We start from the raw sequence: 15,622 nt of genomic DNA on the forward strand, positions 1-15,622 counted from the left end.
TAGGAGCGGCCTTGCGTCGCGAAAGGGGTGCGTAGCAGCCCCAGCAATTTCAGCATGTACGCTGAAACCTTGGGGCTGCTACGCACCCCGTTCCGACCGGTCCGGCGCCCCGGCAAGGCCGCTCCTACAACAGCAACCGAGTTGGCAGGCCGATCAGGCGGGTTTGAGGATCAATACGCCCAGCGGCGGCAGGTTCAGCGCCAGCGACAATGACTGCCCATGGCTGGACACCTGATCACTTTCCACGGCCCCCAGGTTGCCTACATTCGACCCGGCATACAGTTCGGCATCGCTGTTCAGCAGTTCTTCCCAGCGCTCGCCAAACGGCACGCCAATCCGATACCCCTCACGCGGCACCGGGGTGAAGTTGGCCACCACCAGCAACGGCTCGCCATTGCTGCTCCAGCGCAGCCAGGCATACACGCTGTTTTGCGCATCGTCGCCGATCAGCCACTGGAAGCCCTGGGGCTGACAATCCTGTTCGTGCAGCGCCGGCACCTCGCGGTACAGCCGGTTGAGGTCGCCGACCAAGCGCTGCACGCCCTTGTGCTCGGGGTACTGCAGCAGGTACCAGTCCAGCTCGCTGTCGTGGTTCCACTCGCGCCACTGGCCAAATTCGCAGCCCATGAACAACAGCTTCTTGCCCGGGTGCGCCCACATGAACGTCAGGTAGGCACGCAGGTTGGCGAACTTCTGCCAGCGGTCGCCCGGCATCTTGTCGATCAGCGAATGCTTGCCATGCACCACTTCGTCGTGGGAAATCGGCAGGATGAAATGCTCGGAGTAGGCATAGATCAGCCCGAAGCTCATCTCGTTGTGGTGATAGGTGCGGTGCACCGGGTCGTTCTGGATGTAGTGCAAGGTGTCGTGCATCCAGCCCATGTTCCACTTGTAGGCAAAGCCCAGCCCGCCCTGCTGGATCGGCTGGCTGACGCCCGGCCAGGCGGTGGACTCTTCGGCGATGATCAACGCGCCAGGAGCCTCGTGCGCCGCCACGCCATTGAGGTGACGGATGAAGTCGATGGCCTCCAGGTTCTCGCGCCCGCCATGGCGGTTGGGCACCCACTCGCCGGCCTTGCGCGAGTAGTCGCGGTAGAGCATCGATGCCACCGCGTCGACCCGCAGGCCGTCGATGTGGAACTGCTTGAGCCAGAGCAACGCCGAGGCCAGCATGAAGCCGCGCACTTCGTTACGCCCAAGGTTGTAGATCAGCGTGTTCCAGTCCTGGTGGTAACCCTCCAGCGGGTTCTCGTATTCGTACAAGGCGGTGCCGTCGAAACGCGCCAGGCCATGTTCGTCGGTGGGGAAATGCGCCGGCACCCAGTCGAGGATCACACCGATGCCGCCCTGGTGGCAGGCGTCGATGAAGGCGGCGAAATCTTCGGCACTGCCGTAGCGTGAGGTGGGCGCGAACATCGACAGGGGCTGGTAGCCCCATGAGCCGCCGAACGGGTGCTCCATGATCGGCATCAGTTCGATGTGGGTGAAGCCCAGGGCCTGCACATAGGGCACCAGGCGCTCGGCCAGCTCACGCCAGTTGTAGTAACGCGCAACTTCGCCCAAGTCATCCAGCTCGCATTGCCACGAGCCGACATGCAACTCATAGATCGAAAGGGGCGCGCTGTAGGCGTGACGTTGCGCACGCTGCGCCATCCAGTCGTGGTCCTGCCAGGGGTGGCTGAGCGCGCTGGCCACCTTCGACGCCGTGCTCGGCGGCAACTCGGTGGCACGGGCCAGCGGGTCGGCTTTCAAGGGCAACACACCGTCTTTGCCCAGCACCTCGAACTTGTAGGTTTCGCCAACGCCAAGGCGTGGCACAAACAGCTCCCAGACCCCTGCACTGTGACGCAGGCGCATGGGGTGACGGCGGCCGTCCCAGTTGTTGAAGTCACCCACCACCGACACCCGTCGGGCATTCGGTGCCCACACCGAGAAGCACACGCCGTCGACGCCGTCGGCCTGCATCGGCTGCGCACCGAAGCGCCCCGACAGGTCACGGTGGTTGCCCTCTGCGAACAGGTACAGGTCCATATCGCCCAACTGCGGGCCAAAGCTGTACGGGTCTTCGGTCACCTGCTCGCCGCCGGCCCAGGCAATGTGCAGCTGGTACGGCTGTGCCTCATCAAGGTGCGCGGTAAACAGCCCCGGCAGGCTGCCCTGGCGCATTTCGGCGAGTACGCGCCCATCGTCGCGCGCCAGTACGCGCACGTTCAGGGCAGTGGGCAAGAAGGCGCGCACGAACTGCCCACCCGCGCCATCGCCATGGGGGCCAAGTACCGCAAATGGATCGGCGTGCTCGGCGCGGGCCAGGGCGTCGAGGTCCCGTTGCCGAAGACCGCCGTTTTCACGCGTGGTTGCATTCATCTATGACTCTCCCCAGGTACTGATCAGTCCATGCAAGCCATGCAAAGGCACGGCCAGCCAATTCGGTCGATTTTCAGCTTCGTATGTGATTTCGTACGCGGCTTTTTCCAGGCAGAACAATTCCAGCGCGGCACGCTCGCCTTCCGCCTGTTGCCAGGCGTGGGGCATGGCAGCGGTGGCCAGGCCATAGGCTTCGACAAAGGCATGCCGCGACTGGTGCAGGTACTGCCTGGCCACCCGTTGCCGCGCCTTGCGTGCAGGGTCGGAAAGGTCCACGGCAGAGGCGCTGCGCAGAATCATCGCAGCAGCATAGTCGAAGGATCGCAGCACGCCGCTGACATCTTTGTAGGGGCTGTGCCGGGCCCGGCGCTCTTCCACGGGGCGGGACGGCTCACCCTCGAAATCGATCAGGTAGGCATCGCCCTGCACCACCAGCACCTGGCCCAGGTGCAGATCGCCGTGCACCCGCATCAGCAAGCCGCCCTGGGCTTGGTGCGCGAGGTTGTCGATGTGCTGGGCAAGGCCGTCGCGCTGTTGCTGCAGGTCATCTACCAGCGCCTGGCTGTCGCTGTCGAGGCTGTCGCGGTGCTGAGCCAGCAGCTCGAGGGCGTGGGTCAGTTCGGCGCTGATCTGGCGGCTCCAGCGTTCGCTGTCCCGGGCATCGCTTGGGCGCGGCTGGAAGGCAGTGTCTTCGGTCGGTGCCGCCAGCAACAGGTGCATTTCGCCCAGGCGCTGGCCGAGCAAGGCGGCGAAGCCGTCGAGTTCGGCCAGCGCATCGGTGTGGGCTTCGCTGGCCGCGCTGGACGGCTCCATTTCGTCGCGGATGGCCCGTTCCAGGGTGTTCTGGGTCCAGGCCCAGGCATCGCCCTGGTTGCTCAGGTAGCCCTGGGCAATCATCAGCAGGTGCGGGGTGGCGTGCTCGTCCACGCGGCTGACCCACGCCAGCAGTGGTGAAATATTGGTAAAGCCCGCTGCGGTCAGGTAGGCGCTCATCTCAAGCTCGGGGTGAATGCCTGGGTTGACCCGGCGGATCAATTTGAGCACCACCCGGTCAGCGACCACCACCGAGCTGTTTGACTGCTCGGCACTCAAGTAGCGCACCGGGCTGTCTTCGCCAAGCCCCAGCCTGGCCAGCTGATCGGTGCACTCGAAGCGCAGCTCGCCCAGGCCATTGCCGCACGGCAGGCGGTGGCGCTCCTGGCAGGCACGCAGCACGGCGCGGATGAACGGCTCGAGGACGAACGCGTCGGTGATCAGGCCGACCTGGCGGCCACGGCGCACCCGCGACAGCGCCAGCTGCTGGGGCAAGGCGCTGTTGATCTGTTCTTCGGGCAACAGGCCGAAGGGCAGTTGGTAGTGGTTGACCACACCGTCGCTGAGCACCTCCAGCTCGCTGAGCAACACCGGCGTGGTCGCGGTGCCGAAGCGCACGCCATAGCGCAGGCGAACCTGGTCGAGCGGCCCTTCCTTGCCGGCGAACCAGCGCCGTTTAGGCAGGTACTGCGGCAGTATCGAGCCTTCGAGTATTTCGCTGGAAGGCGCTTCGAGCAGCTCTTCCAGGCGCTTGCGCAGCACCAGTGTGGTCAATTCGGGTAACCCCTCGGTAGCCTGGATGTGCCAGCTGGGCATACGGTCGTGCGAGGCCAGCAGGAACCAGTAGAACGCATACGGCGGTAACGTGAGCAGAAAAGGCAACTGGCCGATCGGCGGAAAGGCGCTGCCACCGAGCATTTCCACCGGCACTTTATCGGCGTATTGCGACAGCTCCAGTTCAGCGGCCTGTGCGGCACGGGACACGTTGGCCACGCACAGGATCACCTCGCTGTTGCCGTCCTGGTCGGTGTACTCGCGCAGGTAAGCGAGGATGCGCCGGTTGCTCGGTGTGAGCATGCGAATGCTGCCACGGCCAAAGGCCTTTTGCTGGTTGCGCACCGCCAGCAGGCGGCGGTTCCAGTTGAGCAGCGAATGCGGGTCGTGGGCCTGGGCTTCGACGTTGACCGTCTGGTAGCCGTACAGCGGGTCCATGATCGGCGGCAGCACCAGGCGCTGCGGGTCGGCGCGAGAGAACCCGCCGTTGCGGTCCGGCGACCATTGCATGGGGGTGCGCACGCCATCGCGGTCGCCCAGGTAGATGTTGTCGCCCATGCCCAGCTCATCGCCGTAGTACAGGGTCGGTGTGCCGGGCATCGACAGCAGCAGGCTGGTCAGCAGTTCGATGCGCCGACGGTCGCGTTGCAGCAAAGGCGCCAACCTGCGGCGGATGCCGAGGTTGATACGCGCGCGGCGGTCTTCGGCGTAGTAGTTCCACAGGTAGTCGCGCTCGCGGTCGGTGACCATCTCCAGGGTCAGCTCATCGTGGTTGCGCAGGAAGATCGCCCACTGGCAGTGTGCGGGGATCTCTGGGGTCTGGCGCAGGATGTCGGTGATCGGGAAGCGGTCCTCCATCGCCAGGGCCATGTACATGCGCGGCATCAGCGGGAAGTGGAAGGCCATGTGGCACTCGTCGCCGTCGCCCTCGCCAAAGTACGGGCGGGTGTCTTCGGGCCACTGGTTGGCTTCGGCCAGGAGCATGCGGTCCGGGTAGTTGGCGTCGATCTCGGCGCGGATGGCTTTGAGCACCCGGTGGGTCTCGGGGAGGTTTTCGTTGTTGGTGCCGTCGCGCTCGATCAGGTAGGGGATGGCGTCCAGGCGCAGGCCGTCGACGCCCAGGTCGAGCCAGAAGCGCATCACCCCGATCACGGCCTTGAGCACCTGCGGGTTGTCGAAGTTGAGGTCCGGCTGGTGCGAGTAAAAGCGGTGCCAGAAGTATTGGCCGGCGACCGGGTCCCAGGTCCAATTGGACTTTTCGGTGTCGAGGAAGATGATGCGTGTGCCGTCATACTTCTGGTCGTCATCCGACCACACGTAGAAGTCGCGCGCCTTGCTGCCGCGTTTGGCCAGGCGGGCGCGCTGGAACCACGGGTGCTGGTCGGAGGTATGGTTGATGACCAGTTCGGTGATCACCCGCAGGCCGCGCTTGTGCGCCTCGGCAATGAAGCGCCGGGCGTCGGCCATGCTGCCGTAATCGGGGTGCACGGCCTTGTACTCGGCGATGTCGTAGCCGTCGTCGCGCCGTGGCGAGGGGTAGAACGGCAGCAGCCAGAGGGTGTTGACGCCCAGTTCGGCGATGTAATCGAGCTTGCTGATCAGCCCGGCGAAATCGCCAATGCCGTCGTTGTTGGCGTCGAAGAACGACTTGATGTGCAGCTGGTAGATCACCGCGTCCTTGTACCACAGCGGGTCGTCGATGAAGGCTGCCGGGCGGGAACGCTTGGCCATGGGTGACTCCTTTCAATTGCGGGTTCAGCACCGCCCCTGAGGGACTAACGGGCCTTTTCTATGCGCCAGATACCAAACGGCTGATGCCAGGGTTCGATACGCATCCACTGGGTCTTGCCGTGCCAGGTCCAGCGGTGGCCGTTCATCAAGTCTTCACCCAACGTGTCGGCATTGTCGTCCAGCCCCAACTCCCACAGCGGCAACTCGAAGCTGGCTTCCTGGGCGTTGTGCGGGTCCAGGCTGATGGCCACCAGGATGAAGTTGTCGCGCTCGGGCGTGCGCTTGGCGAAGTACAGGATGTTGTCGTTCCAGCAATTGAAGAACGCCACCCCCAGGTGCGTCTGCAGGGCGCGGTTCTGCCGGCGAATACGGTTGAGCTGGGCGATTTCGGCAATGATGTTGCCGGGTTGGGTGAAATCACGCGGGCGGATTTCGTACTTCTCCGAATCGAGGTATTCCTCCTTGCCGGGCAGCGGTGTGGCTTCGCACAGCTCGAAGCCCGAATACATGCCCCACAACCCCGAGCCCATGGTGGCGAGGGCCGCGCGAATGAGAAAACCGGCACGCCCTGAGGTGTGCAGGAAAAACGGGTTGATGTCAGGTGTGTTGACGAAGAAGTTGGGCCGGTAGCACAGGCTCCACGGTGGCTGGTTGAGCTGTTCGTAGAACTCGCGCAATTCCTGCTTGGTGTTGCGCCAGGTGAAATAGGTGTAGCTCTGCGCGTAGCCGACCTTGCCCAGGCGCGCCATCATCGCGGGCTTGGTGAAGGCTTCGGCGAGAAAGATCACGTCCGGGTGCTGGCTGCGCACATTGGCGATCAGCCATTGCCAGAATGGCAACGGCTTGGTGTGCGGGTTGTCAACGCGGAAGGTCTTGACCCCCTCCTCGACCCAGCCGACCACCACATCGCGCAGCGCCAGCCACAGCGAAGGCACGGCGTCGGGGGCATAGAAGTCGACGTTGACGATGTCCTGGTACTTCTTCGGCGGGTTTTCCGCATAGCGGATGGTGCCGTCGGGGCGCCAGCTGAACCAGCCGGGGTGCTGTTTGAGCCACGGGTGGTCCTGGGAGCACTGGATGGCGAAATCCAGGGCGATTTCCAGGCCGTGCTCGGCAGCGGCGGCTACCAGGCGGCGGAAGTCATCACGGGTGCCCAGCTCAGGATGAATGGCATCGTGCCCGCCTTCGTCGCTGCCGATGGCGTATGGGCTGCCCGGGTCGCTGGGCGTTGCCTGCAAGGCATTGTTGCGGCCCTTGCGGTGCTGCTTGCCAATCGGGTGAATGGGCGGGAAATACAGCACGTCAAAGCCCATGTCGCGGATCATCGGCAGGCGTTCGTGCACGTCGTTGAAGGTGCCGTGGCGCTCGGGGCTGTCGGTGATCGAACGCGGGAACAGCTCGTACCAACTGGCGAATTGCGCGGCGGGGCGGTCGACGTCGAGGGGGAAGTCGCTGCTGCGGGTCAAGTAGCTGCGGTGCTCGGCCTCGCTCATCAGGCGCGCGGTGCTGTCGCTCAGGAACACCGCCACCTGATCATCGGCGCTCAACCCAGGCAAGCGCTGCTGCACGGCTACGAGCTCGTCACGCAACGCACCTTGGCTCAGCTCGATGCCTTTGCCCAGCATCAACCTGCCTTCTTCCAGCTCCAGCTTCACCTCCACCCCGGCGTGGTACTTTTTTTCCAGGTCGTGGCAGTAGGTAGCGAACGGGTCGATCCAGGCTTCGATGCTGAACAGGTGCGGGCCGAGCTCGGTCGGGGTGAACTCGGCCAGCCACAGGTCATTGCCGGGGGAGTGCATCGGCACGCAGTGCCAACGCCGGCTGTTCGCCTGGCGCCAATTGAGCATCACGGCCAGACGGTCGTGGCCGTCGCTGTAGACCTTGCTGCTGACTGCGACCGCTTGGCCGCTAATGGCCTTGACGGCGAACGTACCGCCGTCGAGCGCGGGTTGGGTGCCTTCGATCACGATGCGCGGTGCCAGCAGCGCCTGGGACAGGCTGATGGCCTGCTCCGGATGATCATTCGCCGCGGGCACGCTCTGGAAGGGCTCGTTTCGTGACATCGGACCTTGCTCCCTTAGGCTGGTGGCGGTAAGGGTTCAGAGCCGAGCGCGGGCGTGGGGGTTCAAAAAAATTGAGCGAATGGCAGCCCCTGACAGTCAGAGCCTGCAGCACCTCTTCATTCACCCACGCGAGGTCAGGCCATGAACATTCCCATTCCACCGGAGACACCCGATCCCAACATCGACGACCCCAGCTTGCCGCCCCCCGTACCGGAAGAAGACCCGGACGAGCTGCCGATCAAGCCGACGGTACCGCCGACAGTGGGCGACCCGCCGAGCCAGGAGCCACCGGTGAAGGCTTAAGGATAGAGGCTTTTACAGTGGCTGCACTGGCCTCTTCGCGGGCTTGGCCGCGAAGAGGCCGGCAGCCCGAACCTGTCAACCTGCAGAGACCGCCGAAATTTCCGCTGAGCTGATTTCGCGCATCCGAAACTTCTGCACCTTGCCCGTCACCGTCATCGGGAACTCGTCGACAAAGCGGAAATGCCGCGGCACCTTGTAATGCGCGATACGTGCCTTGCACCAGCCGTGCAGCTCATCAACCGTAGCGCTATGCCCCGGATGCAGCTTGATCCAGGCCACCACCTCTTCGCCATATTTGCTGCACGGAATGCCGATCACCTGCGCATCGGCCACCGCCGGGTGGGTATAGAAGAACTCCTCCAGCTCGCGTGGATAGATGTTCTCGCCACCGCGGATGATCATGTCCTTGTTGCGCCCGACGATGCGCACATGGCCCTCTTCGTCCATCACCGCCAGGTCGCCCGAGTGCATCCACCCTGCGGGGTCGATGGCATCTGCCGTGGCCTGCGGGTTGTCCCAGTATCCCAGCATCACGCTGTAGCCACGGGTGCACAGTTCGCCGATTTCGCCCCGGGCCACGATGCAGCCGTCGGCATCCACCAGCTTGTTCTCCAACTGCGGCTGGGTGCGGCCGACCGTGGTCACGCGCAGTTCAAGCGCGTCATCCGGGCCGGTCTGCAGCGATACCGGGCTGGTTTCGGTCATGCCGTAGGCGATCTGCACCTGGGCCATGTGCATCTGGTCGATGACCCGGCGCATCACCTCGATCGGGCAGGTGGCACCGGCCATGATGCCGCTGCGCAGGGTCGAGAGGTCCATGCCCTGGCGGGCCGGGTGGTCGAGCATGGCGATGAACATGGTCGGCACGCCGTAGAGGATGCTGGCGCGCTCTTCGGCAACCGCGCGCAGGGTCAGCTCGGCATCGAAGGCGTCATTGGGGTAGACCATCGTGCTGCCATGGGTAATGCAACCGAGGTTGGCCATGACCATGCCGAAGCAGTGGTACAACGGCACCGGGATCACCATGCGGTCGTCGCTGGTCAGGCCCAGGCTCTCGCCGACCATGAAACCGTTGTTGAGGATGTTGTAGTGGCTGAGCGTCGCCCCCTTGGGTGCGCCAGTGGTACCGGAGGTGTACTGGATGTTCACCGGCTGGTCGAACTGCAGGCTCTGCTGGCGGGCCTGGTAGGCTTCGGCAGGCGTCTGCCCTGCCCGCTCTGCCAGCGCAGGCCAAGGCAGAAAGCCCTGCGGCGGGTTGCAGGCCAGGCTGATCACCCCGTGCAGATCGGGCAAGCGTTCGCTGGCCAGCTCACCGGGGGCCGCTGCAGCCAGTTCCGGTACCAGCTCCTGGACCATGGCGTGGTAATCGGACGTCTTGAAGGTATCGGCGCACACCAGCCAGCGGCAGCCAGACTGCCGCAGCACGTATTCCAGCTCACCCACGCGGTAGGCCGGGTTGATGTTGACCAGAATCGCGCCGACCTTGGCGCTGGCCAGTTGCAGGATGCACCACTGGGCGCAGTTGGGCGCCCAGATGCCGACCCGGTCGGCGGTGCCTACGCCCAGAGCCATCAAGGCGCGGGCGTGTACATCGACCTGTTCGGCCAACTGCCCCCAGGTGTACCGCAGGCCCTGGTGGCGCACCACCAACGCTTCGCGGTCGGGGTAACGGGCCACGGTGGCGTCGAAGGCCTGGCCGATGGTCAGGGTCAGCAAGGGCCGGTCCTGGCGACCGCAGGTATAGCTCGGTTGACTCATGGGTGTCCCTTCTTGTGGTTGTTCTGGGCACGATTGAAGCAAGCGGGAGATACTCTGGCGCAGATTTACGTTTACGTAAAGGTGATGCTGAGATTGACAGTGATGGAAGGCAGGTTTACGTTAACGTAAAGGTGAAAAAGACACTGTGCTTTCCCTATTTCAAGAACAAGAAGGTGCCCCCATGCATTACCCCTCCCTGAACTTCGCCCTGGGCGAGACCATCGACATGCTCCGCGACCAGGTGCGCAGCTTCGTCGCCGCCGAACTGGCGCCGCGTGCCGCGCAAATCGACCACGACAACCTGTTCCCCGCCGACATGTGGCGCAAATTCGGTGACATGGGCCTGCTGGGCATCACCGTATCGGAAGAATACGGCGGCGCTGGCCTGGGCTACCTGGCCCATGTGGTGTCGATGGAAGAAATCAGCCGCGGTTCGGCCTCGGTGGCGCTGTCCTACGGCGCGCACTCCAACCTCTGCGTCAACCAGATCAACCGCAACGGCACCCATGAGCAAAAGCTCAAGTACCTGCCCAAGCTGATCAGCGGCGAACACATCGGTGCGCTGGCCATGAGCGAGCCCAACGCCGGCTCCGACGTGGTCTCGATGAAGCTGCGCGCCGAAAAACGCGGCGACCGCTACGTGCTCAACGGCAGCAAGACCTGGATCACCAATGGCCCCGACGCCAACACCTACGTGATCTACGCCAAGACCGACCTGGACAAGGGCGCACATGGCATCACTGCGTTCATCGTCGAACGTGACTGGAAAGGCTTCAGCCGCAGCAACAAGTTCGACAAGCTGGGCATGCGCGGCTCCAACACCTGCGAGCTGTTCTTCGATGACGTCGAGGTGCCCGAAGAGAACATCCTCGGCCAGCTCAACGGCGGCGTGCGCGTACTGATGAGCGGCTTGGACTACGAGCGCGTGGTGCTCTCCGGCGGCCCGACCGGCATCATGCAAAGCTGCATGGACCTGGTAGTGCCCTACATCCACGACCGCAAGCAGTTTGGCCAGAGCATCGGCGAGTTCCAGCTGATCCAGGGCAAGATCGCCGACATGTACACCCAGCTCAACGCCAGCCGCGCCTACCTGTACGCCGTGGCCCAGGCCTGCGACCGTGGCGAGACCACCCGCAAGGACGCTGCCGGGGTCATCCTTTATACCGCCGAACGCGCCACGCAAATGGCCCTGGAGGCTATCCAGATTCTCGGCGGCAACGGCTACATCAACGAGTTCCCGGCCGGGCGCCTGCTGCGCGACGCGAAACTCTACGAGATCGGCGCCGGCACCAGCGAAATCCGCCGGATGCTGATCGGCCGCGAACTGTTCAACGAAACCCGCTGAGCACAAGGGACGGGCGCACATGGCTACCTTGCACACCCAGATCAACCCGCGTTCGGCGGAGTTCGCCGGCAACAGCGCGGCCATGCTCGAACAGGTCCAGGCCCTGCGTGGCCTGCTTGCCCACATTGCCCAGGGCGGCGGCCCCAAGGCCCAGGAGCGGCATACCTCGCGCGGCAAACTGCTGCCGCGCGAGCGTATCGACCGCCTGCTGGACGCAGGCTCACCCTTCCTCGAAATCGGCCAGCTGGCCGCCCATGAGGTATATGGCGAAGACGTGCCCGCCGCGGGCGTGATTGCTGGCATCGGCCGAGTCGAAGGCGTGGAGTGCATGATCGTGGCCAACGACGCCACGGTCAAAGGCGGCTCCTATTACCCGCTGACGGTCAAGAAACACCTGCGCGCGCAAACCATCGCCCTGCAGAACCGCCTGCCGTGCATCTACCTGGTCGATTCCGGTGGCGCCAACCTGCCGCGTCAGGACGAAGTGTTCCCTGACCGCGAGCACTTCGGGCGGATCTTCTTCAACCAGGCCAACATGAGCGCGCTGGGCATCCCGCAGATCGCCGTGGTGATGGGCTCGTGTACCGCCGGCGGCGCCTATGTGCCGGCCATGGCTGACGAAGCGATCATGGTCCGCCAGCAGGCCACCATCTTCCTGGCCGGCCCGCCGCTGGTGAAGGCCGCCACCGGTGAGGTGGTGAGCGCCGAAGACCTCGGCGGCGCCGATGTGCACTGCCGCATCAGCGGCGTGGCCGACCATTACGCCGACAATGACGAACACGCCCTGGCCCTGGCCCGGCGCAGCGTGGCCAACCTCAACTGGCACAAGCTGGGCACCTTGCAGCGCCAGGCGCCGATCGCCCCGCTGTACCCTGCCGATGAGCTGTACGGCGTGGTACCGGCAGACGCCAAGCAGCCGTTCGACGTGCGCGAGGTCATTGCCCGCCTGGTCGATGGCTCGGTGTTCGATGAGTTCAAGGCACTGTTCGGCACCACCCTGGTGTGTGGCTTCGCCCACCTGCACGGCTACCCGATAGCGATCCTGGCCAACAACGGCATTCTGTTCGCCGAAGCCGCGCAAAAGGGCGCGCACTTCATCGAACTGGCCTGCCAGCGCGGCATCCCGCTGCTGTTCCTGCAGAACATCACCGGCTTCATGGTCGGCAAGAAGTACGAGGAAGGCGGCATCGCCAAGCATGGCGCCAAGCTGGTGACCGCGGTGGCCTGCGCCCAGGTACCGAAGTTCACGGTAATCATCGGCGGCAGCTTCGGCGCCGGCAACTATGGCATGTGCGGCCGCGCCTACGACCCACGCATGCTGTGGATGTGGCCTAACGCACGCATCGGCGTGATGGGCGCCGAACAGGCCGCAGGCGTGCTGGCCCAGGTCAAACGCGAACAAAGCGAGCGCAGCGGTCAGCCCTTCAGCGCCGAGGACGAGGCCAGGCTCAAGCAGCCGATCCTCGACCAGTACGAGCACCAGGGCCACCCCTACTACTCCAGCGCCCGGCTGTGGGACGACGGCGTGATCGACCCGGCACAGACCCGCGACGTGCTCGGCCTGGCGTTGTCCGCCGCGCTGAACGCCCCGATCGAACAGAGCCGCTTCGGCATTTTCCGGATGTGATCCATGAGCGATTTCAGCACCCTTGAAGTGGTCAACGACCCTCGCGGCTTCGCCACCCTGTGGCTCAGCCGCGAAGACAAGAACAACGCCTTCAACGCCCAGATGATCCGCGAGCTGATCGTTGCCCTCGGCCAGCTAGCCGAAGACAGCAGCCTGCGTTTTCTGCTGCTGCGCGGCCGTGGCCGGCACTTCAGCGCCGGCGCCGACCTGGCCTGGATGCAACAGTCGGCACAACTGGACTTCAACACCAACCTCGATGACGCCCACGAGCTGGGCGAGCTGATGTACACCCTGCACCGGTTCAAGGCGCCGACCCTGGCTGTGGTGCAGGGCGCGGCCTTTGGTGGCGCGTTGGGCCTGATCAGTTGCTGCGACATGGCCATCGGCGCCGAAGACGCCCAGCTGTGCCTGTCGGAAGTGCGCATCGGCCTGGCCCCGGCGGTCATCAGCCCCTTCGTGGTCAAGGCCATCGGCGAGCGCGCCACGCGCCGCTATGCCCTGACCGCCGAACGCTTCAGCGGCGTACGCGCCCGTGAAATGGGGCTGCTGGCCGAGGTGTACCCGGCCCATGAACTGGATGCCCAGGTCGAAGCCTGGGTGGCCAACCTGCTGCTCAACAGCCCGCAAGCCCTGCGCGCCAGCAAAGACCTGCTGCGCGAGGTGGATGACGGCGAACTGAGCCCTGCCCTGCGCCGCTACTGCGAAAACACCATCGCTCGCATCCGCGTCAGCGCCGAAGGCCAGGAGGGCCTGCGCGCCTTCCTCGAAAAGCGCCACCCGGCCTGGCAAACCGACGACAACAAGGAGCCGCGCCCATGAGCCGCACCCCGTTGACCACCCTGCTGGTCGCCAACCGCGGCGAGATTGCCTGCCGGGTGATGCGCACCGCCAAGGCCATGGGCCTGACCACCGTTGCCGTGCACAGCGCCACCGACCGTGACGCACGGCACAGCCGCGAAGCCGATATCCGCGTCGACCTCGGCGGCACCAAGGCCGCCGAAAGCTACTTGCTGGTGGACAAACTGCTTGCCGCGGCCAAGGCCAGCGGCGCCCAAGCCATCCACCCGGGCTATGGTTTTCTTTCGGAAAACGCAGGCTTTGCCCGCGCCATCGAAGACGCCGGGCTGATCTTCCTCGGCCCACCGGCCAGCGCCATCGACGCGATGGGCAGCAAATCGGCTGCCAAGGCCCTGATGGACGCTGCCGGCGTGCCGCTGGTGCCGGGCTACCACGGTGAAGCCCAGGACCTGGACACCTTCCGTTCCGCCGCCGAACGCATCGGCTACCCGGTGCTGCTCAAGGCCAGCGCCGGTGGCGGCGGCAAAGGCATGAAAGTGGTCGAAGACGAAAGCCAGCTGGCCGACGCCCTGGCCTCGGCGCAGCGTGAGGCGCAATCGTCGTTTGGCGATGCTCGCATGCTGGTGGAAAAGTACGTACTCAAGCCACGCCACGTAGAAATCCAGGTGTTCGCCGACCAGCACGGCAACTGCCTGTACCTCAACGAACGTGACTGCTCGATTCAGCGCCGCCACCAGAAAGTGGTCGAAGAAGCCCCTGCCCCTGGCCTGTCCCCCGCGCAGCGCCAGGCCATGGGCGAGGCCGCGGTGCGCGCTGCCCAGGCCATCGGCTATGTGGGTGCGGGCACGGTGGAGTTTCTGCTCGATGCCCGCGGCGAGTTCTTCTTCATGGAGATGAACACCCGCCTGCAGGTCGAACACCCGGTTACCGAAGCCATCACCGGCCTCGACTTGGTCGCATGGCAAATCCGCGTGGCGCGCGGCGAGGCATTGCCGATCACGCAGGCACAAGTGCCGCTGATCGGCCATGCCATCGAAGTGCGCCTGTATGCCGAAGACCCGGCCAACGGGTTTCTGCCAGCCACTGGCAAGCTGGCCCTGTACCGCGAGTCGGCGCCGGGCGAAGGCCGCCGGGTGGACAGCGGGGTCAGCGAGGGTGACGAGGTGTCGCCATTCTACGACCCCATGCTGGGCAAGCTGATTGCCTGGGGCGAGGACCGCGAACAGGCGCGCCTGCGTTTGCTGGCGATGCTGGACGAATTCGCCATCGGCGGGTTGAAGACCAACATCGCCTTCCTGCGGCGCATTCTCGCCCACCCGGCGTTTGCCGAGGCCGAGCTCGACACCGGGTTCATCCCGCGCCACCAGGATGTTTTGCTGCCCGCCCCGCAAGCGCTGCCAGCACCTTTCTGGGAGGCGGCCGCCGAAGCCTGGCTGCAGGGCCAGGCCGGCCAGCAACGTGACGACGACAACCGTTCGCCCTGGGCTGAGCGCAACGGCCTGCGCCTGGGGCTGCCAGCGCGTAGCTGCCTGCATCTGGCCAGTGCCGGGCAGGACCAGGCGGTGGCGCTGGAACGCAGCGCGGCCTCCACCTGGCAGCTCGATGGCGAGCAACTGGTGCACGACCAGGAAGGCGTGCGCCGTCAGCACCTGGCGATACGCCGCGGTGGCACCTTGTACCTGCGCTGGGAGGGCGAGATGCACGCGATCGAAGCCTTCGACCCGATTGCCGAGGCTGAGGCCAGCCATAGCCACCAAGGTGGCCTGGGCGCGCCCATGAACGGCAGCATCGTGCGGGTGCTGGTCGAGCCGGGGCAGGTGGTGGAGGCCGGTACGGCGCTGGTGGTGCTGGAGGCGATGAAGATGGAGCACAGCATTCGCGCACCGCATGCTGGGGCGGTGAAGGCGCTGTTCTGTCAGGAAGGGGATATGGTCAGCGAAGGGACGGTGCTGGTCGAATTGGTGGAATGATTCAAGGCGGCCCGGCTTGAGGTCTGGGGTGTCTATGCGATCGAGTGCCGCGCGGGCGGCGCTCGATCACATGGGC

The 15,622-nt window shown here is 65.0% G+C and carries 9 protein-coding genes; 5 read left to right on the forward strand and 4 right to left on the reverse strand.

The genetic code is table 11. The features are described 5' to 3' along the window. Nucleotides 1-153: 153 nt before the first annotated feature. From glgB to DJ563_RS12270, 3 genes are read right to left on the reverse strand one after another with little or no spacing between them, the layout of a single operon-like run. A complete protein-coding gene (gene glgB, locus DJ563_RS12260) occupies nt 154-2,364 on the reverse strand; it encodes a 1,4-alpha-glucan branching protein GlgB (protein WP_274099634.1) in 2,211 nt (736 codons plus the stop codon). Next, nucleotides 2,365-5,682 carry a maltose alpha-D-glucosyltransferase gene (gene treS, locus DJ563_RS12265; protein ID WP_274099635.1) on the reverse strand — a complete coding sequence of 1,106 codons (3,318 nt, stop codon included), beginning with the start codon at nt 5,680-5,682 and terminating at the stop codon, nt 2,365-2,367. Nucleotides 5,683-5,726: 44 nt separating this feature from the next. Further along, nucleotides 5,727-7,745 (reverse strand): alpha-1,4-glucan--maltose-1-phosphate maltosyltransferase, encoded by a 2,019-nt coding sequence (locus DJ563_RS12270; protein WP_434519605.1) that lies wholly within the window; start codon nt 7,743-7,745, stop codon nt 5,727-5,729. Between the two features lie 141 nt (nt 7,746-7,886). Here DJ563_RS12270 and DJ563_RS12275 point away from each other — a divergent pair, with 141 nt between their 5' ends. After that, entirely contained in the window at nt 7,887-8,048 is a 162-nt protein-coding gene (locus DJ563_RS12275) for a hypothetical protein (protein WP_003251307.1), read from the forward strand. Between the two features lie 75 nt (nt 8,049-8,123). On the opposite strand, the gene DJ563_RS12280 is transcribed toward DJ563_RS12275, so the two are convergent. Next, nucleotides 8,124-9,806, reverse strand: coding sequence for an AMP-binding protein (locus tag DJ563_RS12280; protein ID WP_274121691.1), 1,683 nt, complete (start codon nt 9,804-9,806; stop codon nt 8,124-8,126). A 181-nt stretch (nt 9,807-9,987) separates the two neighbouring features. Between DJ563_RS12280 and DJ563_RS12285 the strand changes: the two genes are divergently transcribed. The 4 genes from DJ563_RS12285 to DJ563_RS12300 are packed head-to-tail and all read left to right on the forward strand — an operon-like array spanning nt 9,988 to nt 15,546. Continuing rightward, nucleotides 9,988-11,151 (forward strand): isovaleryl-CoA dehydrogenase, encoded by a 1,164-nt coding sequence (locus DJ563_RS12285; protein ID WP_186663881.1) that lies wholly within the window; start codon nt 9,988-9,990, stop codon nt 11,149-11,151. A 19-nt stretch (nt 11,152-11,170) separates the two neighbouring features. Further along, nucleotides 11,171-12,778 (forward strand): carboxyl transferase domain-containing protein, encoded by a 1,608-nt coding sequence (locus DJ563_RS12290; protein ID WP_033696679.1) that lies wholly within the window; start codon nt 11,171-11,173, stop codon nt 12,776-12,778. Nucleotides 12,779-12,781: 3 nt separating this feature from the next. Next, nucleotides 12,782-13,597 carry a gamma-carboxygeranoyl-CoA hydratase gene (locus tag DJ563_RS12295; protein ID WP_434519606.1) on the forward strand — a complete coding sequence of 272 codons (816 nt, stop codon included), beginning with the start codon at nt 12,782-12,784 and terminating at the stop codon, nt 13,595-13,597. Beyond that, nucleotides 13,594-15,546, forward strand: coding sequence for an acetyl/propionyl/methylcrotonyl-CoA carboxylase subunit alpha (locus DJ563_RS12300; RefSeq protein WP_274099640.1), 1,953 nt, complete (start codon nt 13,594-13,596; stop codon nt 15,544-15,546). The genes DJ563_RS12295 and DJ563_RS12300 overlap by 4 nt, the downstream gene beginning before the upstream one ends. Nucleotides 15,547-15,622: the final 76 nt, after the last annotated feature.

It is taken from the genome of Pseudomonas sp. NFX1 (assembly GCF_051123555.1).
Lineage (GTDB): Bacteria > Pseudomonadota > Gammaproteobacteria > Pseudomonadales > Pseudomonadaceae > Aquipseudomonas > Aquipseudomonas capeferrum.

Bases quoted from the DNA above. Each gene is read 5' to 3' on its own strand.
- glgB (WP_274099634.1), bottom strand. From the start codon at position 2,364: ATGAATGCAACCACGCGTGAAAACGGCGGTCTTCGGCAACGGGACCTC.
- treS (WP_274099635.1), bottom strand. From the start codon at position 5,682: ATGGCCAAGCGTTCCCGCCCGGCAGCCTTCATCGACGACCCGCTGTGG.
- DJ563_RS12270 (WP_434519605.1), bottom strand. From the start codon at position 7,745: ATGTCACGAAACGAGCCCTTCCAGAGCGTGCCCGCGGCGAATGATCAT.
- DJ563_RS12275 (WP_003251307.1), top strand. From the start codon at position 7,887: ATGAACATTCCCATTCCACCGGAGACACCCGATCCCAACATCGACGAC.
- DJ563_RS12280 (WP_274121691.1), bottom strand. From the start codon at position 9,806: ATGAGTCAACCGAGCTATACCTGCGGTCGCCAGGACCGGCCCTTGCTG.
- DJ563_RS12285 (WP_186663881.1), top strand. From the start codon at position 9,988: ATGCATTACCCCTCCCTGAACTTCGCCCTGGGCGAGACCATCGACATG.
- DJ563_RS12290 (WP_033696679.1), top strand. From the start codon at position 11,171: ATGGCTACCTTGCACACCCAGATCAACCCGCGTTCGGCGGAGTTCGCC.
- DJ563_RS12295 (WP_434519606.1), top strand. From the start codon at position 12,782: ATGAGCGATTTCAGCACCCTTGAAGTGGTCAACGACCCTCGCGGCTTC.
- DJ563_RS12300 (WP_274099640.1), top strand. From the start codon at position 13,594: ATGAGCCGCACCCCGTTGACCACCCTGCTGGTCGCCAACCGCGGCGAG.